This is a genomic window from Trichloromonas sp., assembly GCF_034006665.1.
Lineage (GTDB): Bacteria > Desulfobacterota > Desulfuromonadia > Desulfuromonadales > Trichloromonadaceae > Trichloromonas.
In genome coordinates, this window is the sequence record NZ_JAVESI010000015.1 from 22552 (window position 1) to 41436 (window position 18885).

Sequence of the window (18885 nt, forward strand, 5' to 3'; positions counted from 1 at the left end):
CGAGAGGCAAAATTCACCGGAGAAATGCCATGGAGTTCGCACCGATCAAAAAAGACCTGTCGCGCCTGGCGGTTGCACCGAATCTGCTGGATTACGAAGCCTGTCGCGCATCCTTCTCGTGGGACGGGGTGCGGGCGGAACTGGGCGGTCTGCCGGACGGACGGGGACTGAACATCGCTCACGAGGCGATAGATCGCCACGCTGCGGGCGTGCTGCGTGAGCGGGTCGCGTTGCGCTGGCTCGGCAAATCCGGCGCAACTGTCGATCTGACCTACCGCGAGCTGCGCGAACGCAGCAACCGTTTCGCCAATCTGCTGGGCGCCCTGGGCGTGACGGCGGGGGAGCGGGTCTTCTGCCTGGCCGGACGGATTCCCGAACTCTACGTTACCGCCCTCGGCACCCTGAAAAACCGCAACGTCTTCTGTCCCCTCTTTTCGGCCTTCGGTCCTGAACCGATCAGTCAGCGCCTGGCGCGGGGCGATGCGCGGGTGCTGGTCACCAGCGAACGCCAGTACACGAAAAAGGTGGCCAAGCTGATGGAGCATCTGCCGCAGTTGCGCTTCGTGCTGCTCACCGACGCCCCGGAGCATCTCGATGATCGCGTCCGTTCCCTGCCGCTGCTGATGGCCGAAGCCTCCGCCGATTTCGTCATTCCCCCCACCGATCCCGAGGATATGGCGATCCTTCACTTCACCAGCGGCACCACAGGCATGCCCAAAGGAGCGGTTCATGTCCATGACGCCGTCCTCACCCACTACCTCACCGGCAAGTACGTGCTCGACCTGCATCCGGACGACATCTTCTGGTGCACCGCCGATCCCGGCTGGGTTACCGGTACCTCCTACGGCATCATCTCCCCCCTCGTCCACGGCGTCACCAGCATCATCGACGAGGCCGATTTCGACGCCGAACGCTGGTACCGCATTCTCGAAGAACAGCGGGTCACGGTCTGGTACACCGCACCCACGGCGATCCGCATGCTGATGCGCGGCCCGGAAGATCAGTGCCGCCGCTTCGATCTCTCGCGGCTGCGGCTGGTGCACAGCGTCGGCGAGCCGCTCAACCCGGAAGCGGTGCTGTGGGGGGCAAAGGTTCTTGGTCTGCCGATTCACGACAACTGGTGGCAGACGGAGACCGGCGGCATCATGATTGCCAACTACGCCTCGCAGGAAATCCGTCCCGGCTCCATGGGCCGCCCCCTGCCGGGTATTGAGGCTGCCATCGTCCGGCGCGGCGCGCACGATACCGTTGAACTCGTCGAAACGCCGAACGTGGAAGGGGAACTGGCGTTAAGGCCGGGCTGGCCATCCATGTTCCGAGCCTATCTCCACGACGAGGAACGCTATCGGCAATGTTTCGTCGGCGGCTGGTACCTCAGCGGCGATCTGGCGCTGCGCGACGAAGACGGCTATTTCTGGTTCGTCGGCCGCGCCGACGACATCATCAAGACCGCTGGGCACATGGTCGGGCCGTTCGAGGTGGAAAGCGCCCTCATGGAACATCCGGCGGTTGCCGAAGCGGGGGTCATCGGCAAGCCCGAAGCGGTCATCGGCGAGCTAGTCAAGGCGTTCGTGGTCGTGAAAGAAGGGTTCGAGCCCAACGACGAGCTGCGCCTGGAGCTGCTCGGTTTCAGCCGAAGCAAACTTGGCTCGGCCGTCGCTCCGAAAGAGATCGCCTTTGTCGACACCCTCCCCAAAACCCGCAGCGGCAAAATCATGCGCCGTCTGTTAAAGGCCCGAGAGCTGGGCCTGCCCGAAGGGGACACCTCTACCTTGGAAGGAGGAGAAATCTCATGAGCAGCGAAGACGAAGGGACAAGGTTGACCCGCCTCCTGCGGTCGATGCTCCTCATCCGCCGTTTCGAGGAGAAAGCCGCCGAGATGTACAGCGCCATGAAGATCCGCGGTTTTCTCCATCTCTATATCGGTGAGGAGGCGGTAGCCGTGGGGGTGATGGAGGCGCTTACCCCGGAAGACGCCGTGGTCGCCACCTATCGGGAACACGGGCAGGCCCTGGCGCGGGGTATGAGCACTCAGGCGATCATGGCCGAGATGTACGGCAAGCTGGAAGGCTGCTGCCGGGGACGAGGCGGTTCCATGCATCTCTTCAATGTTGCGACCCGTTTCTACGGCGGCAATGCCATTGTGGGCGGCGGCATGCCCCTCGCCGTGGGCCTGGCGCTGGCCGACAAGATGCGAGGGCAGGCGCGGGTCACGTGCTGTTTCTTCGGCGACGGTGCGGTGGCCGAAGGAGCCTTTCATGAATCGATGAATCTCGCCTCACTGTGGAAACTGCCGGTACTCTTCATCTGCGAAAACAATCTCTACGCCATGGGGACCGCCCTCCGCTACACCCAGGCGGTGCGGGATCTGGCGGCCAAAGGCGCCAGTTACGGCGTGGCTGCGGCGGCAGTGGACGGCATGGACGTGCTGGCGGTGGAGCAGGCGGCAAAAACCGCGGCGGACCATGTCCGCCGGGGGAACGGGCCCTATTTCCTGGAGTGCCGCACCTACCGCTTCCGTCCCCATTCCATGTTCGACACCGAGCTGTACCGGACCAAGGATGAAGTGGAAACCTGGAAGCCGCGCGACCCAATCATTCTGCTGACCCGCCACATGGAAGATCGAGGGCTGCTCGACGAGCCAACGCTGGCCAAGCTGGAACGGGAAGTGGCCGCCGAGATCGAGGCGGCCGTGGCCTTCGCCGAAGCCGGAACCTGGGAGGCCGTGGAAGACCTGACCCGTTTCGTTCATTCGGAAAAGGGGGCGTCATGAGCGAACCGGAAGCAATGAAAAAAACCACCTATCGCGAAGCGGTACGGGAAGCCCTCCGCGACGCCCTGCTCAGGGACGAGCGCGTCTTTCTCATGGGCGAGGACGTCGGTCATTACGGTGGCTGCTATGCCGTCAGCAAAGGGCTGCTGGAGGAATTCGGTCCCGAACGCATCCGCGACACCCCTTTGTCGGAGCTGGGGTTCGTCGGTGCCGGCATCGGCTCGGCCCTGGGCGGCATGCGCCCGATCGTGGAGATCATGACGGTCAACTTCAGCCTGCTGGCTCTCGATCAAATTCTCAACAACGCTGCCACGCTCCTGCACATGTCGGGCGGACAGTTCAACGTCCCCCTCGTCATCCGCATGGCGACCGGCGCCGGTAAACAACTGGCGGCCCAGCATGCCCACTCCCTCGAAGGCTGGCTCGCCCATATCCCCGGCCTCCGCGTGCTGACCCCCGCCACCCTGGAAGATGCCCGGGGGATGCTCTGGACCGCATTGGAAGATCCCGATCCGGTACTGATTTTCGAAAACAACACCCTCTACAACATGGAGGGCACCTTGCCGGAAAACGCCGGACCGGTGGACATAGCCACCGCCAGGGTGCGGCGGCCGGGACGGGATCTGACCATCATCACCTACGGCGCCAGCCTCTTCAAAGCCCTCGAAGCGGCCGAAACCCTGGCACGGGAGGGGATCGAGGCCGAGGTCATCGACCTGCGCAGCCTCCGCCCGCTGGACGACGCCACCTACCTCTCATCCATCGCCAAGACCCATCGCGCCCTGATCGTGGACGAAGACTGGCGCAGCGGCAGTCTTGCCGCTGAAATATCCGCGCGGATCATGGAACAGGCCTTCTACGAACTGGATCTGCCGGTGGCGCGCCTCTGTAGCGCCGAGGTGCCCATCCCCTACGCCCGACACATGGAAGAGGCCGCCCTGCCCCAAGCCGAAAAGATTGTCGCAATAGCGAAAGGGATGATGAGTCATGGCTGAATTTAAGATGCCGAGCCTCGGCGCGGACATGGAGGAAGGGACTCTGGTTGAGTGGTTGATCCAACCGGGAGAGCGGGTCAAACGCGGCGACATCGTTGCGGCGGTGGAAACCCAGAAAGGGCTGTTCGAAATCGAAAGCTTCGAGGACGGCATCCTTGGGGAACCCCAGGTTTCACCTGGGCAAACGGTGCCGGTGGGAACGGTGTTGGCAATGATTCAGGCGGACGGGGCGCCAAGCCCTTCCGAAGAGTCCCCTCCGCCCGCAAGCGAGCAACAGGGGACTGAACCGTCGGCAACGACGCAGGCTCCAGTGGTCGCGGCGATCCCGGTTCCCGCACCCAGCCAAAGAATCGCTGCCTCGCCGGCGGCCCGCAGACGGGCGGCGGAACTCGGCCTTGACCTCGCCGGCATTCAGGGCAGCGGTCCGGATGGTGCCATTCAGCTCAGCGATGTGGAACAGGCGGCACGGCCCGCTTCGGGGGAGGCCCCGCCACACGCGGTGCTAACGCCCTCCAGCGCCTCCCGGGAGGGAATGCGCCAGGCCATCGCGGCAGCCATGAGCCGCGCCAACCGGGAGATCCCCCACTATTATCTGGAAACGGATATCGATCTCAGCCGCGCCCTGCTCTGGCTGGAAGAAGAAAACCGCAAGCGCCCCATCCGCGAGCGCATCCTGCCCGCCGCCCTACTCCTCAAGGCGGTGGCCAAGGCGCTGGCGGCGGTGCCCGAACTCAATGGCTACTGGCTCGACAACCGCTTGCAGGCCAGCGTGGCCATCCACATCGGCTTCGCCATTTCCCTGCGCGACGGCGGCCTGATCACGCCTGCCATCCACAATGTCGATCAGTTGAACCTGTCCGAGCTGATGAAAGCCATGGCGGATCTGATCGAACGGACCCGCGCCAATCGCCTGCGCGGTTCCGAAATGACCGACGCCACCGTGACCGTCACCAACCTCGGCGATCTCGGCGTCAAGACCGTCTTCGGCGTCATCTACCCGCCCCAAGTGGCACTGGTCGGCTTCGGCAGAATCACCGAGCGTCCCTGGGCCGAAAACGGCATGCTGGGCGTACGCCGCTGCGTCACCGCCACCCTGGCCGCCGATCACCGCGCCAGCGACGGCCACCGGGGCGGACAGTTTCTTGCCGCCCTTGATCGTTTCCTGCAAACTCCGGATGACTTATGACCAGCGAAGAAATCAGGCAAGTAATTTATCGGAATCTGCGGCGGATTGCTCCGGAATGCGATCCGTCGGAACTTGCGCCGGAAGAAAATATCCGCGAAGCGCTGGATATCGACTCCTTCGGCTTTCTCCAAGTGCTGATCGGCATCAGCGAGGAGATCGACATTGAAATCCCCGAAACCGACTATGCCCAGGTGTTCACTCTGGCGGGGATGCTCAACTACCTTACGCGCCGCCAGGGCTGAAATGCCCGTCCAGGTCATCGACTGCGGCGTCATGGACTACCACTTGGCCTTCGCTCTCCAGCAACGGCTCATCACCGGCATAGCCGACGGAAGCGAACCGGAAACCCTGCTGCTGGTGGAACATCCCGGCATCTACACCCTCGGCACCGGTGGTAACGAGGCCAATCGCCGCGATCCGGCCATCATTCCACTCCGGGTCAATCGGGGAGGAGACATCACCTGGCATGGTCCGGGACAACTGGTGGGATATCCACTGGTGAATCTGGGCTTGCGGGGGCGAGATCTGCACCGCTGGCTGCGCTTTATCGAGAACGTCGTGATTCGGACGGTGTCGGGCTATGGCGTGAAAGCCTGGCGGGTTCCCGGCCAAACCGGGGTCTGGACGGCGGGGGGCAAGCTCGCCGCCATCGGCGTCGGTGTTCGCCGCTGGGTTACCCTGCACGGCTTCGCCCTGAACGTGGCCCCCGACATGAGTCCGTTTGCCAGGATCCACCCCTGCGGAATTCAGGATTGCCCCGTTACTTCGTTGTTAAAGGAAGCCGGGCAATCCCCCTCCATGCCAGAGATCAAAACCCGAATAAGAGACGTGTTTTTGGCCTTATTGGCCGAAGATATGCCAAGAACAGAAAGCGCCGCGCCGCCCGTTCAAAAAAACTAGCGACGCCTTGCCCAAAACGGGACGACCCCAGCCCTTGGCGGCTGGGGTCGTCAACGTTTCTCGGATATCGGCCGGTTCACAATCCCTTTTTCTCCAGAAACCGGAACAACAGCAGCGCACCGCCGATAAAGACGACGATTACCAGCCAGTGGTTGATCCCCAAAAGCTGCGGCAGGCTGATTTTTCCGAAATTGCCCCAAGTCAGCACGGTGCGCTTCATCAGGGGAAAAGCTTCGGCATAGAGGGCAGCGCCGGCGATCATGCCGAAAATCCCCCAAATGGCGTCCCAACGCCCTTCCCCCAAGGCACCCGCCGAGGTGCCGGGACAGTAGCCGAGCAGTCCCCAACCGAGTCCGAAAATCAGTCCACCGAGGATGTTGCCGCCGAGCACCGTCGTTTTCAGGCTGAGTTTAGCCAGTTCGAGATCGACCAGCAGGTAAACGCCGACCATGCCAACCAGCACACTCGTGAGCATGAACTTGATGATGGTCATATCCTTAAACAACAGGGCACCAAGCTGCTTATCGTAGCGCAGCACCCTTCCCTTCTGCAGGATAAAGCCGAAGGCGATGCCGGTCACCAGACCGTAGATGAGCATTTTCATGACGATTTCCTCCCGTAGAGAAGGCGGGCGACGAAAATGCCGCCGATGAAAAAGCAGACCAAGGAGACAAAACCGCTGACAGCCAGCTGGAGCGAACCGCTCAGCCCGTGACCGCTCGGTCAGCCGTCGGCCAGACGGGCGCCGAACATGGCGACGGTCCCGCCGGCGAAGGCGAAGAGCGCCCGGCGACCGTGACTGACCGCGCCGAAGCGCTGCTGCCAGAGGCCGGGCAGGGCTTGGACCCGAAAGCTGCGATCAGTCATTGAAGCGATCAGGGCGCCGATGAAGATGCCGACAACAAACATCCACTGCCAGTCAATCTTGGGCGCGGTTTTGATGAAATAATCCATTTGCGCCACCCGCTCCGGGGTGAATACGGTTTCGACCATGCCGGCAATGCGCACAAATGTCGTGGACGCGCCGAGAAACTGCCCGGCGAACCATACGGAAAAGACCGAAACCAACCCGGAAAGGGCCCCGGCCAGATAGGGGTTCCACCCGCCGTCGGATAGCGACGAAAAACGCGAAACCATAAAAATCTCCTTTCGTTTACAGAGGTTCACATCCGCAAGCACGAATGGTAACGGTCCAGAAAGATTAGCAAATTTTTCCGGAAAAACAAGTCTTCACAGACGCCGAAGCCCCCGGTGGATAACCACCGGGGGCTTCGTATTTACACGCGGGATCAGACAATCGCCCGCTTAGCCTTTCAGGGCCGCGTGGGCCGCGGCGAGACGGGCAATGGGCACCCGGAAGGGGGAGCAGGAAACGTAGTCGAGGCCGATGTGATGGCAGAAGATGACGCTCGACGGCTCGCCGCCATGCTCGCCGCAGATGCCGAGCTTAATATTCGGGCGGGTGGCCCGGCCCTTCTCGCAGCCCATTTTCACCAATTGGCCGACTCCGGCCTGGTCGAGGGCGACGAAGGGGTCGGTGGGGTAGATCTCGCTTTCGACGTAGAAGGGCAGGAACTTGCCGGCGTCGTCACGGGAAAGGCCGTAAGTGGTCTGGGTCAAGTCATTGGTGCCGAAGGAGAAGAACTCGGCTTCCTTGGCGATGGCGTCGGCGGTCAGAGCGGCGCGGGGCAGCTCAATCATGGTGCCGATCAGATACTCAACCTTGACGCCGTAACGGGCGATGACTTCATCACACACCCGCACCGCATTGGCCTTGAGGATCGCCAGTTCCTTCACTTCGCCGACCAGCGGGATCATAATCTCGGGGATGATCGAGAAGCCTTCATGCTTGATCAGCTCGCAGGCCGCCTCCATGATCCCCTGCACCTGCATGTCGTAGATCTCGGGGAAGGTGATCCCCAAGCGGCAGCCGCGATGGCCAAGCATCGGGTTGAATTCGTGGAGGAATTCCACCTTGTTCTTGAGCACCTGGGCGGTCACGCCCATGACCTTGCCGAGTTCCTCGATCTCCGAATCCTTCTGCGGCAGGAACTCGTGCAACGGCGGATCGAGCAGACGAATGGTGACCGGCAGCCCCTTCATTTCGCGGAAGAGGCCGATGAAGTCGCCCTTCTGCATAGGCAGAATCTTGGCCAGTGCCCGCTTGCGCCCTTCGATGTCGTCGGCCAGGATCATTTCGCGCACAGCCATGATGCGGTCGGCGTCGAAGAACATATGCTCGGTGCGGCACAGGCCGATGCCCTCGGCACCGAACTCGCGGGCAACCTTGGCATCCTGCGGGGTGTCGGCGTTGGTGCGGACCTTGAGCTTGCGATATTTGTCGACCCACTGCATGAGCTGGCCGAAATCGCCGGTGAGCTCGGGCTGCACGGTCGGCACCTGGCCGAGAATGACTTCACCGGTGGAGCCGTCGAGGGTGATGATATCGCCCTTCTTGATGACCACGCCCCCCTTGGCGGTGAACTGCTGCTCGCGGTAGTTGACGACGATGTCGCCGCAACCGGCGACGCAGCACTTGCCCATGCCGCGGGCAACGACCGCCGCGTGGGAGGTCATGCCGCCGCGGGCGGTGAGAATGCCTTGGGCGGCATGCATACCGTGAATGTCCTCGGGGCTGGTTTCGACCCGTACCAGGATGACCTTGAGGCCGATCTTGGAGGCCTCTTCGGCTTCATCGGCGGAGAAGACCACCTCGCCGCAGGCGGCGCCGGGGGAAGCAGGCAGACCCTTGGCGATAACCGTCTTGGCCGCCTTGGGATCGAGGGAAGGATGAAGCAGCTGGTCAAGCTGGGAGGGCTCGACACGCAGCACCCCTTCCTTATCGTCGATCAGCCCTTCCTTGACCATGTCGACGGCGATCTTCACCGCTGCCTTGGCGGTGCGTTTGCCGTTGCGGGTCTGGAGCATGTAGAGCTTGCCCTTCTCAATGGTGAACTCGATATCCTGCATGTCCTTGTAATGCTTTTCGAGGATTTCACGGATCTTCACCAGCTGGGCATAGCAGTCGGGGAGCACGTCTTCCATGGCCGGCAGGTCACCGGGCTTGTGCTTGGCTTTGTTGATCGGCTGGGGGGTACGGATGCCGGCGACCACGTCCTCGCCCTGGGCGTTGACCAGATATTCGCCGTAGAAGTAGTCCTCGCCGGTGGAGGGGTCACGGGTAAAGGCGACGCCGGTGGCGCAGTCATCCCCCATGTTGCCGTAGACCATGGACTGGACGTTGACGGCGGTCCCCCACTCGGCGGGGATGTTGTTGAGTTTGCGGTAAGTGATGGCGCGGGGGTTCATCCACGAGCCGAAGACCGCACCGATGGCGCCCCAGAGCTGCTCCTCGGGATTCTCGGGGAAGTCGCGGCCAAGCTCTTCCTTGACTTTCTGCTTGAACTGCACGACCAGGTCCTTGAGATCGTCGGCAAGCAACTCGGTGTCGAGGTGCACCCCCCGGGCGTCCTTTTTCTGCTCGAGCAGGTGTTCGAGGATATCGCCGTCCATTTCCATAACGACGTCCGAGTACATCTGGATAAAACGACGGTAGGAGTCGTAGGCGAAACGGGGGTCGCCGCTCTGCTCGATGATCCCCTGCACGGTCTCGTCATTGAGGCCGAGGTTGAGGACGGTGTCCATCATTCCCGGCATGGAGGCGCGAGCACCGGAGCGCACCGAGACCAGCAGGGGGTTCTTGCGGTCGCCGAACTTCTTGCCCATCAGGGCTTCGACCTGCTTGAGTTTCTCCTCGACCTGCCCTTTGAGTTCCGCCGGATACTGGCGGTTGTTCTTGTAGAACTCGGTGCAGACCTCGGTGGTGATGGTGAAACCCGCCGGAACCGGCAGCCCGATGGAGGTCATTTCCGCCAGGTTGGCGCCCTTGCCTCCCAGCAGGTTTTTCATGTCGCCCTTGCCCTCGGCTTTCCCGTCGCCGAAAAAGTACACATACTTCACAGCCATCAACCTTCTCCTCCTGAAAAGTTTTAACGCCGGGACCAGTCCCGGCCAAGTAACGGGCTCCCCGGCCCCTAGGCGGCGATCCGGGAGAAATCCGCGATCCCCGTAAACAGCTTGGCGACGCCGGTAAGCAGTGCCAGACGATTGATGCGCACGGCGTCCTCATCAGCCATGACCATGACGCCTTCGAAAAAGCCGTCCACCGCGCCGCGCAAACCGGCAATGGCGCGCAAGGCCGCAGCATACTCCCCGGCCGCCACGGCTTGATTGACCTGCCCGGCCGCCGCACGGGTCGCTTCATGCAAAGCCCCCTCGCAAGGGGCGGCAAAGAGCGCCGGATCCACGGGTGTATCGACTCCGCTTTTAATTATATTGACGACCCGCTTAAAAGCAACGGCCAGCGGTTCGAAATCTTCGCGTCCCTTGAGTTCAGCCAGGGCCTTGACCCGGGCCAAGGCATCGCTGACATCCACAAAAGAGGCGGAAAGGACCGCGTCGACCACATCCTGGGGATAGCCTTGCCCGGTGAGCAGATTGACCAAGCGCAGACGGAGAAATTCGAGAACGTCGGCACGCACCTCGGGGCGGGGCCGGGTCAGCTTGACCGTCAGCAGATCGAGACTGCGGTCAACCAGCGCCGGCAGAGACAGGCGGTAACCGCGCCCGAGGATGATGTTGAGGATGCCGATGGCGCTGCGCCGCAGGGCGTAAGGGTCGGCGGTGCCGGTGGGAATCAGGCCGACACCAAAACAGCCGCAAAGGGTATCGAGTTTGTCGGCAATGGAGACGAAAGCACCGAGGTCGGCGGAAGGAATGGCGCCACCGGCCTGGGTCGGCAGATAATGTTCGTAGATCGCCTGGGCGACTTCGGCGTCCTCCCCTTCGAGCAGAGCGTACTCGCGCCCCATCACCCCTTGGACTTCGGGGAACTCGCCGACCATGCCCGAAACCAGGTCGGCCTTGCACAGGGTGGCGGCACGAGCAACCTTCTCCTTCAGCTTCGGCGCCAGCTCTTCGGCAAGGGCCACGGCCAGCGCCCGGAAGCGCTCCATCTTCTCGAAGGAAGTGCCGAGCTTGGCCTGATAGACCACCGATTTGAGGGCTTCGACGCGAGTCGCGAGAGGCACCTTCTTGTCTTCCTCGAAAAAGAAGCGGGCGTCGGAAAGACGGGCGCGCAACACCCGCTCGTTCCCCCGAACCACCACCGACGGATCGGGAGCGAGGGTGTTGTTGATAGTGATGAAGGCCGGCATCAGCTTGCCGGAAGCGTCGACCAAGGAGAAGTAACGCTGGTGACTGCGCATGGAGGTGATCAGCACCTCCTTGGGCACTTGGAGAAAATCGGGGTTGAAAGTGCCGAGCACGGCGCTGGGATATTCCACCAAGTAAGTCACCTGCTCCAGCAATTCCTCATCGGCGAGCGCCTCCCCTCCCGCTTCCTTGGCCAGGCGGGCGACCTCGGCGCGAATAATCGCCTTGCGCCTATCCGGATCGACAATGACGAAATGGCGCTCGCATTCGTCCAGATACCGTCTGAAATCCTTGACTTCAAAGGCGCCCGGAGCCATGAAGCGATGCCCCCGCGACCGGTTGCCGCTGGTGACGTTGCCGAAGGCGAAGGGCACGACGGCGCCGCCGTAGAGGGCGACAATCCAATGCACCGGCCGGGCAAAGCGGACATCGAGATCCTTCCAGCGCATGGATTTCTTAAAAGGGATATTGTTGATCAGGCGGGGGAGGATTTCCGTCAGCAACTCTGCCGTGGGCCGTCCGGCCTGTTCTTTCCTGGCGCAGACATAGTGCCCTTTTTCCGTCTCGACAATAACCAGCTGATCGACGCTGATCCCCTGACCGCGGGCAAAACCTTCGCCGGCCTTGGTCGGCTTGCCCGTGGCGTCGAAGGCGACACTTTTGGCCGGACCCATGACCTCGCTGCGCAACGTCGGCTGATGTTCCTCGACCCCATCCACCACCAGCAGCAGCCGGCGGGGGGTCGCCAGGGTACGGACGGCACCGAAAGCAAGCTGGGCGCTTTCGAGTTCGGCGCGGATCAGGTTGGCCATATCGGCCATAGCCTTGGGCAGAAAACCGGCGGGGATCTCTTCGGTTCCGATTTCGAGCAGCAGTTCCTGAGCCATCAGCGGCCTCCTTTCAGTAGCGGGAAGCCGAGCTGCTCACGCAGACGCAGATAGCCTTCGGCGCAGAGCTTGGCCACGTTGCGCACGCGGCCGATGTAGTTGGCCCGTTCGGTCACCGAAATTGCTCCCCGGGCGTCAAGTAGATTGAAGGAATGGGAGCATTTCATCACATAGTCGTAGGCGGGAAGCACCAGCCCACGCTCCACCAGGCGGATGCATTCTTTTTCGTACATGGAAAAAAGCTTGAGGAGCATGTCGACGTCGGCCTCCTCGAAGTTATAGGTCGAGAACTCGACCTCACTCCGGTGGTGGACGTCGCCGTATTTGACCCCTTTGACCCATTCGAGGTCATAGACGTTGTCAACCCCTTGCAGGTACATGGCGATCCGTTCGCAGCCGTAGGTGATCTCGCCGGAAACGGGTTTGAGATCAACGCCGCCCGCCTGCTGGAAGTAGGTAAACTGGGTAATCTCCATGCCGTCCAGCCAGACCTCCCAGCCCAGCCCCCAGGCGCCGAGGGTCGGGGACTCCCAGTCATCCTCGACGAAACGGATGTCATGGGCCTTGGGATTGATCCCGAAACTCTTGAGCGAGTCGAGATAGAGATCGAGGATGTTCATCGGCGAGGGCTTGAGAATGACCTGGAACTGGTAGTAATGCTGAAGACGGTTGGGATTTTCGCCGTAACGGCCGTCGGTGGGCCGGCGGGAGGGTTCGACATAGGCGACATTCCACGGCTCGGGGCCGAGAACCCGAAGGAATGTCGCAGGGTTGAAAGTTCCGGCACCTTTTTCCACATCGTAGGGCTGCTGAATGATACATCCTTGCCCGGCCCAGTAATTCTGCAAAGAAAGAATCAGATCTTGAAACGTCACGCGACCTCCAGAAAAAGCCGGAACCGGTCATGGCAACGACCGGCCCGGCCCGGATTAAATCCCCGGCTCGGGATCTGCTAAAAAAATCGAATATTAGCTTTTTCCAGCTTCGGCTGTCAAGCTGGAATCGTCGCTAGAAAGCCTATTTAGCCACCCTTCTGCGCCTCGCCATCAAGCAGGATCCGCTCCAGAAAATTTTGCGAACGCAAAGGTCGACAGAGGTGACATTCCAGGGCGTTCGCCACCAGTTGCCGCCCCTCACGAAGGGTCGTTTCTCCCAGTCGGATATCGGCGAAAACTGTCGACGGCCCGTTGAGAATCCGCGATACGGAACCGAGGGTCAGCAAATCCAAGGAAAGCTCCCCCTGGCTCCCCGCACAGACAGGGCAAAGGCTGCCACCGCGCCGAGCGGCAAAGCTCACCCGGGGACCGAGCAGGGGACCGAAGCAGGCGGCACAATGAAGCAGATGAGGGATGTAGCCGGAAAGGTTGAGCAGACGCAGCTCGAACAGAAGCCTGGCCGATTTTCCGCCCCCGTTGCGGGCCAAAGCATCGAGCAAAGCCTTGAGGAGCGCATAGACCTCGTCCTGCTCCTCCCCTTCAGCAAAGAGCGCCTCAATCAGTTCACAGGCGTAGCCGGCCAAAGCAATCGCCGCCAGGTCAGCACGCAATCCCAGACGCGGATCGACCAGTTCCGACTCCTTCAGGATGAGCAGGCCCCCAGAGCGGGGAAACGTCCAGTGAAGAATCACGCTGGCGAAAGGTTCGAGGGAAGCCGCAAAACGCCGCCGGCTGTTGCGGGCGCCCCGGGCGAAACCACGCAGCCGGCCGTGCCCCGGGGCGAAAAAAGTGACGATGCGGTCGGCCTCGCCGTAGTCGAAATGGCGCAACACAATCGCCTCGGAACGGAACAGGCGCATCGGTCGTCAGGTTAGCGCAGATGGTTGAGGAAGAGGGTGGCGGTGCCGAAGTAGATGAGAATGCCGGTAATATCGTTGGCGGTCTGTACGAAAGGGGTGGAGGCGATGGCCGGATCGACCCCGACCTTTTTGAAGAAACACGGCGCAAGAACACCCATGGTCGCCGCCACCGTCATGGCGGTCACCATGGCCAGCCCGACCACCAGCCCGAGATAGGCATTGTGATGCCAGACAAAGGCCACCAGGCCGATGGTCGCACCGCAAACCACGCCCATGATGATCCCAACCCGCAACTCTTTCAGAAAAACCTGGCGCATGGTGGAAAAGTCGATGCGCCCGGTGGCGAAGCCACGCACCACGATGGTCGCCGACTGACCGCCGACGTTCCCGCCCATGCCGGTAATGACGGGGATGAAGGAGATGAGGGCGATCACCTCCTCCAACGTCACCTTGAAAAGCCACATCAGATAGCCGGTGATCACGCCGCCGAAAAGGTTGGTGATCAGCCAGGGCAGGCGCAACCGAGCAATCTTAAAAGATTTATAACCGTAGAGCAGCTCCTCGTCGCTGGAGCCGGCCATCTTGTAGATATCCTCCGTGGCCTCTTCGCGCATGACGTCGATGACGTCATCGACGGTGATGATCCCCATCAGCTTGTTCCCCTCGTCGACAACGGGAATCGCCAGGATGTTGTACTTGGCCACCAGCTGCGCGACCTCTTCCTGGTCGATGTCGGTGCGCACGCTGATCACGTCGGTGGTCATGATGTCCTTGAGCCGCGACGTCGGCGGCACCGTCAACAGCTGACGGAGAGAGAGCACCCCGACGAGGTGATTGTACTCGTCGGTGACGTAGAGATAGAAAACCATCTCGATATCCTCGGCGCCCTGTACCGCTTCGATCGCCTCGCGCACGGTCATATCCTCGCGCAGGGAGAAGATCTCGGTGGCCATGATGCCGCCGGCGGTATCCTCGTCATACTTGAGCAGTTCCTCAATCTCTTCGGAATGCTCGATCTTCATGCTCTGCAGCACTTCCTCGGCCAGTTCCTCGGGCATATTGCGGATGATGTCGACGGCATCGTCGTAAGGCATTTCCTGCAACACTTCGGTGATCGTTTCCTTGTCGATCTGCTCCAGCAGCTGGGCGCCGGTGGCATGATCAAGTTCGGAGAGCACGTAGGCCGAAATCTCCGGATCGGCGAGGAGATTGAAGAGGATACGCTGTTCCTTGAGGTCGAGATAACGGAAGAGATGGGCGATATCGGCGGGATGGGACTTGGCCAGAACCTTGGTGATATGGGGATAGGCACCGCGTCGGATCAGTTTGCGGACGGTATCGAGGAGCATTTGCAGTTTCTGGTCCATAGCGATAAATCCTCCCCGGAGCGCAGTGCGAAATAGATGACGGCCGATACTAGCACCCCCCCGACGAAGGTGTCAACGACGGGGAGACGACCCCTTAAGACACAAAAAAACCCCGCGACGCGGGGTTTTTTTGATCGATTGCGACAACGGCGAGCTAGCCGAGTTCCTTGATGACCGCCGAGAAATCCTCCTCGCCGCGCCCGGCCTTGACTGCCTTCTCAAAGACCTTGGCCACGGCGTTGGCCGCCGGCAGTTCAAGGCTCGAATTGTCCGCCACTTCCTTGGCTTGGAGCAATCCCTCATAGACATACTTCAAGGCCAGGTTACGCGAGAAATCGCCGCGGGCAATAGAGCGCCCCTTGGCATTGAAGAGAGGAGAAGCGACGCCGCCCGATTCGAGAACTTCGAGAATCTTCTCGGCATTGAAGCCAAGCTTCTCACCGAGAACCAGACCCTCGGCCAAAGCTTCCATCAGCTCGGCCTGAACCAGGTTGACCACGAACTTCATGCGGGTCGCGTCTCCGACTTCGCCGACATGAATAATGTTCAGGGCGAAATGGGAAAAAACCTCGCGACAACGACTGAGCAGGGTATGATCACCGCCGGTAAGCACGGTCAGCAGACCGCTGATGGCATGCTCCTTGGTCCCCCAGATCGGCGCTTCGAGGAACTGGACTTTCTTGGCCGCGGCCTTGGAAGCAAACTCCAGAGTAACCTCAAGGGAATGGGTGCCCATGTCGACCAGGATCGCCCCCGGCTTGAGGCCGTCCATAAAACCACCTTCGCCGTTCAGGGCGGCGCTGACCTCTTCCTTCTCGGGCAGCACGACGATAAGCATATCCTTGTTCTGCGCGACCTCGTAAGGACTCGCGGCCGATTTCGCTCCCAGCTTGACCAGATCGGAAACTGCGTCCGACTTGGCATCGTAAACCGTCAATTTATAGTGTGCCTTCAGCAGATTGGCGGCGATATGCCACCCTACCGTACCCAGCCCGATGAAACCGATATCTTTGACCATCCGCGACCTCCCCGTAAGACTCGAAAGTAAAACATATGCTGATTACCTATACCGCAAATCCACAAAAAAACAAGAGTAAATAAATCATAAACCCGCGAAACGCGAAGGACGTCAACAAATCGATTCTATTCTCAAGCCTTTGCCAAAGGCAAGGAAAAGGCGACCCGAGTACCGACCCCCTGTTGACTTTCCAGAGAGATCCGGCCGCCATGAGCCTCGACGATCGCCTTGACCAGACTCATGCCCAGGCCGATCCCTCCCAAGGCCGTATCCGAAGCATCGGCCCGAAAAAAACGATCGAAAGCATGGCATTTCTCCTCGTCGCTCATGCCCGTCCCCTGATCGGCCACCTCGAAGCAATAGAAGTCGCCCTCGGAGAGTCCAGCGATACGAATGACGCCCGGATTCGGCGAGAACTTCACCGCATTGCTCAGCAGATTGGTAAAAATCTGCTCAATTTTCGCCCGATCGATCTCCATGCGGCACTCGGGATCGCTCACGACAAAATCAAAGCGTTGATTGGTCGACAGGCCGCAACAGTACTCCCGCACATCGTCGAGGAGTTCAGCCACGGTATGCACCCGCCGTTCGAGGGGCAGAGTTAGCCCCGAATCGACGCAACTGATATCGAGCAGCACGTCGAGAATCTGGTTGAGCCGCCAGGAATTTTCGTAGATCCGGCGCAATCCGTCCCGGCGCTGGTCGGGGGAAAGAAGTTCATCCTGCAAGATCTCGGCGAAGCCGCTGAGGACGGTAATCGGGGTTTTCAGCTCGTGCGCGGCGGCAATGATGAATTCGGACTTCAAGCGTTCAATCTTGTGCTCGAAGGTGACATCCTGCAACACCAGCACCGTACCGGTGCCCTCCCTATCCGCGTTATGCAGCCGCGCGAACTTGCCCCGCAAAACCTTACCGCCCAGGCTGGTCGCAAGGAGAACCGGGCAGTCCGAAACCGCCGAAAGCTCCCTGGATTTATCCAGCGGAGTGGTCAGTTGCAATAGGGCGGATTCCAAGGGGCCGGCGGCGGCCAGTTCGTCGATTCCCGGAAGCAGTTCCAACGCCGCCGGATTCATCAGTTCGATGCGTCCGGCGGGATCGGTGACGATCACACCGTCCTTGAGGGAGCGCAGAATCAGACTCAGACGCCGCTGGGCGCGGGTCTGCTCACGCAGGGAGGTCTTGATTTTCTGTAAATAGAGCCCAACCAGCACCCCGGTGGCGGAGCCGAAAACAAGGGGAACCACAAAAGCTCTGGGCTTAAGTGGGAAGCCCGCCAGCACCTTCTGCAGAGCGGAGAGAGAAGCCAGCAGCAGGGCGCCCCCCAGGGTGCTCAACACCATCAGAAGGATTCGGGAGAGCCCTTCCTCGCGGGGAAGAAGGTTTCCGCGCTTGTACAAACGGGTCGAGTGCATGGCGACCCCCCCTAGGATCACGCCCAACCCTAGGGGGAACAGACTCCCCCCAAAAAGCTCGCCGCTGCCGCCATCCGTCGCTTCGAGCCGGTGAAAAATGCTGAGGACGACCAGCGCGCCGAGCAAAAAAACAAGCAACAGGCGCCATGGCCCAAGGGTTTGCCGCATCGTCGATTCTCCCATGAAACGGATTGTGCTGCTGCCCACTCCACGGACATGCCACCGAATATTGTTACACCAAGATCCTGAAACATGTAACCCCCGAACGGCAAATTTTCAGCAGGACGTGAACCGCTTTTGGACCGAAAAAAGCCATGCTTGCTTTTTTAGCCGGTGGCTAAAATCACAGATGCCAGACAATACGCAGATTGTAGCGCTCCCCTTCGGGACGGTTTTCCGCCTCATACTCCTTGTAGATATTGAAAAAGAGATGCGTATCGGGACTGATGTGCCAAACACCGCCGGGACCGATGGCGAAAACCCGCTCATCGTCGTCGATGGAACGGCCGTTGACCCGGGTCTGGGTGATCTGGTCGAAAAAATAGCCGTTGAGCCCGACCCGCAGAGTTTTGGGGAACACCGCTGTATCCAGGGTGAAATTCCCGTGCCAGGCCTGCCCGGCTTTGAGTTCGTCGGCGCCGCCGAAGGGATCGTCGTTCGTGTCGTTCCACAGGTAGTGGATCCGCCATGAGGCCGTCACTTCCTGGGTGATAAAGAGGGTCGCCGCCCAGTAGGGATTGAAGGAAAAATGATTGCTGCCGGGATTCAACGCCCTCTTCTCGTCGTACTGTCCGGTTGGCCAGATGGTCTGAAGCTCGATACGGTTGAGCATCAACGGCCCCTTTTCGCCCATAATCGGATCCCACTGGAGGAAGGGTCCGACGAGCAGGTCACCGAAACCGGAATCGGTCTCCGGCAGGGGATCACTGTCGATGAAAACCTGGGGCAGCATGAAATTGAGTCCCCAGCGGGCACCGGGGAAAAGCTCGGTTCCCGACTGGTAGGTCGCCTGGGCAAGGCTCACGGCGACATCGACTGAGGGATCGTCAAAAGGCAGCCCCGCCAGTTTGTCGGCGGTATAATACTGAAGATACTCGGTCAGATAGAGCCCCCGTCCGGCGGGCGGCGCACCGTCGAGAAAACTGGTGAAGCCGAGATTGACCGACGGTTGGTTGAAAGCGCCGGCGGGCCCGGCCACAAGCGCCGCGCCCAAAACAAGAAAGATGACCGGAAGGTGCAATCGCCGCATGAATCACTCCTGTAGACAAAAAAAGCTGATAAGAATCGGCCTAGAATCATCGCTTACCCCCTGTTTTGTCAAGAAATAAAACCTTGTTC

At 60.7% G+C, this 18885-nt stretch carries 16 protein-coding genes; 6 read left to right on the forward strand and 10 right to left on the reverse strand.

What is annotated here, in order from left to right:
- Positions 1 to 29: 29 nt before the first annotated feature.
- The 6 genes from acsA to lipB are packed head-to-tail and all read left to right on the forward strand — an operon-like array spanning position 30 to position 5854.
- Complete coding sequence (gene acsA, locus RBR25_RS07840) at positions 30 to 1796, forward strand: acetate--CoA ligase (protein ID WP_432818990.1); 1767 nt, start codon at positions 30 to 32, stop codon at positions 1794 to 1796.
- Positions 1793 to 2773 (forward strand): pyruvate dehydrogenase (acetyl-transferring) E1 component subunit alpha, encoded by a 981-nt coding sequence (gene pdhA, locus RBR25_RS07845; RefSeq protein WP_432818991.1) that lies wholly within the window; start codon positions 1793 to 1795, stop codon positions 2771 to 2773. Before acsA ends, pdhA begins: the two co-directional genes overlap by 4 nt.
- Positions 2770 to 3768, forward strand: coding sequence for an alpha-ketoacid dehydrogenase subunit beta (locus tag RBR25_RS07850; protein WP_432818992.1), 999 nt, complete (start codon positions 2770 to 2772; stop codon positions 3766 to 3768). Before pdhA ends, RBR25_RS07850 begins: the two co-directional genes overlap by 4 nt.
- Complete coding sequence (locus RBR25_RS07855) at positions 3761 to 4954, forward strand: dihydrolipoamide acetyltransferase family protein (protein WP_432818993.1); 1194 nt, start codon at positions 3761 to 3763, stop codon at positions 4952 to 4954. The genes RBR25_RS07850 and RBR25_RS07855 overlap by 8 nt, the downstream gene beginning before the upstream one ends.
- A complete protein-coding gene (locus RBR25_RS07860; protein ID WP_432818994.1) occupies positions 4951 to 5196 on the forward strand; it encodes an acyl carrier protein in 246 nt (81 codons plus the stop codon). Before RBR25_RS07855 ends, RBR25_RS07860 begins: the two co-directional genes overlap by 4 nt.
- A gap of 1 nt (position 5197) precedes the next feature.
- A complete protein-coding gene (gene lipB / locus RBR25_RS07865; protein ID WP_432818995.1) occupies positions 5198 to 5854 on the forward strand; it encodes a lipoyl(octanoyl) transferase LipB in 657 nt (218 codons plus the stop codon).
- A 76-nt stretch (positions 5855 to 5930) separates the two neighbouring features.
- On the opposite strand, the gene RBR25_RS07870 is transcribed toward lipB, so the two are convergent.
- The 10 genes from RBR25_RS07870 to RBR25_RS07915 all read right to left on the reverse strand — a co-directional run bounded on the left by RBR25_RS07870 (position 5931) and on the right by RBR25_RS07915 (position 18796).
- Positions 5931 to 6458 (reverse strand): YeeE/YedE thiosulfate transporter family protein, encoded by a 528-nt coding sequence (locus tag RBR25_RS07870; RefSeq protein ID WP_432818996.1) that lies wholly within the window; start codon positions 6456 to 6458, stop codon positions 5931 to 5933.
- Positions 6455 to 6991, reverse strand: coding sequence for a YeeE/YedE thiosulfate transporter family protein (locus tag RBR25_RS07875; RefSeq protein WP_432818997.1), 537 nt, complete (start codon positions 6989 to 6991; stop codon positions 6455 to 6457). Before RBR25_RS07875 ends, RBR25_RS07870 begins: the two co-directional genes overlap by 4 nt.
- A 168-nt stretch (positions 6992 to 7159) precedes the next feature.
- Entirely contained in the window at positions 7160 to 9820 is a 2661-nt protein-coding gene (gene ppdK, locus RBR25_RS07880) for a pyruvate, phosphate dikinase (RefSeq protein WP_432818998.1), read from the reverse strand.
- Between the two features lie 68 nt (positions 9821 to 9888).
- Positions 9889 to 11955 carry a glycine--tRNA ligase subunit beta gene (gene glyS / locus RBR25_RS07885; protein WP_432818999.1) on the reverse strand — a complete coding sequence of 689 codons (2067 nt, stop codon included), beginning with the start codon at positions 11953 to 11955 and terminating at the stop codon, positions 9889 to 9891.
- Entirely contained in the window at positions 11955 to 12830 is an 876-nt protein-coding gene (glyQ, locus tag RBR25_RS07890; protein ID WP_432819000.1) for a glycine--tRNA ligase subunit alpha, read from the reverse strand. Before glyQ ends, glyS begins: the two co-directional genes overlap by 1 nt.
- Before the next feature lie 146 nt (positions 12831 to 12976).
- Complete coding sequence (gene recO, locus RBR25_RS07895) at positions 12977 to 13750, reverse strand: DNA repair protein RecO (RefSeq protein WP_432819001.1); 774 nt, start codon at positions 13748 to 13750, stop codon at positions 12977 to 12979.
- 11 nt (positions 13751 to 13761) lie between these two features.
- Positions 13762 to 15117: a magnesium transporter gene (gene mgtE / locus RBR25_RS07900; protein WP_432819002.1), complete on the reverse strand. Its 1356-nt coding sequence runs from the start codon at positions 15115 to 15117 to the stop codon at positions 13762 to 13764.
- Positions 15118 to 15271: 154 nt separating this feature from the next.
- Positions 15272 to 16135: an NAD(P)-dependent oxidoreductase gene (locus RBR25_RS07905; protein ID WP_432819003.1), complete on the reverse strand. Its 864-nt coding sequence runs from the start codon at positions 16133 to 16135 to the stop codon at positions 15272 to 15274.
- A gap of 131 nt (positions 16136 to 16266) precedes the next feature.
- Positions 16267 to 17715: a sensor histidine kinase gene (locus tag RBR25_RS07910; RefSeq protein WP_432819004.1), complete on the reverse strand. Its 1449-nt coding sequence runs from the start codon at positions 17713 to 17715 to the stop codon at positions 16267 to 16269.
- A 175-nt stretch (positions 17716 to 17890) separates the two neighbouring features.
- A complete protein-coding gene (locus tag RBR25_RS07915; RefSeq protein WP_432819005.1) occupies positions 17891 to 18796 on the reverse strand; it encodes a SphA family protein in 906 nt (301 codons plus the stop codon).
- Positions 18797 to 18885 lie beyond the last annotated feature (89 nt).

Coding starts and splice junctions, on each gene's coding strand:
- RBR25_RS07870 (WP_432818996.1), bottom strand. CDS start 6,458: ATGAAAATGCTCATCTACGGTCTGGTGACCGGCATCGCCTTCGGCTTT.
- RBR25_RS07915 (WP_432819005.1), bottom strand. CDS start 18,796: ATGCGGCGATTGCACCTTCCGGTCATCTTTCTTGTTTTGGGCGCGGCG.
- RBR25_RS07850 (WP_432818992.1), top strand. CDS start 2,770: ATGAGCGAACCGGAAGCAATGAAAAAAACCACCTATCGCGAAGCGGTA.
- RBR25_RS07910 (WP_432819004.1), bottom strand. CDS start 17,715: ATGCGGCAAACCCTTGGGCCATGGCGCCTGTTGCTTGTTTTTTTGCTC.
- glyS (WP_432818999.1), bottom strand. CDS start 11,955: ATGGCTCAGGAACTGCTGCTCGAAATCGGAACCGAAGAGATCCCCGCC.
- RBR25_RS07855 (WP_432818993.1), top strand. CDS start 3,761: ATGGCTGAATTTAAGATGCCGAGCCTCGGCGCGGACATGGAGGAAGGG.
- lipB (WP_432818995.1), top strand. CDS start 5,198: ATGCCCGTCCAGGTCATCGACTGCGGCGTCATGGACTACCACTTGGCC.
- ppdK (WP_432818998.1), bottom strand. CDS start 9,820: ATGGCTGTGAAGTATGTGTACTTTTTCGGCGACGGGAAAGCCGAGGGC.
- RBR25_RS07905 (WP_432819003.1), bottom strand. CDS start 16,135: ATGGTCAAAGATATCGGTTTCATCGGGCTGGGTACGGTAGGGTGGCAT.
- RBR25_RS07860 (WP_432818994.1), top strand. CDS start 4,951: ATGACCAGCGAAGAAATCAGGCAAGTAATTTATCGGAATCTGCGGCGG.
- acsA (WP_432818990.1), top strand. CDS start 30: ATGGAGTTCGCACCGATCAAAAAAGACCTGTCGCGCCTGGCGGTTGCA.
- pdhA (WP_432818991.1), top strand. CDS start 1,793: ATGAGCAGCGAAGACGAAGGGACAAGGTTGACCCGCCTCCTGCGGTCG.
- recO (WP_432819001.1), bottom strand. CDS start 13,750: ATGCGCCTGTTCCGTTCCGAGGCGATTGTGTTGCGCCATTTCGACTAC.
- mgtE (WP_432819002.1), bottom strand. CDS start 15,117: ATGGACCAGAAACTGCAAATGCTCCTCGATACCGTCCGCAAACTGATC.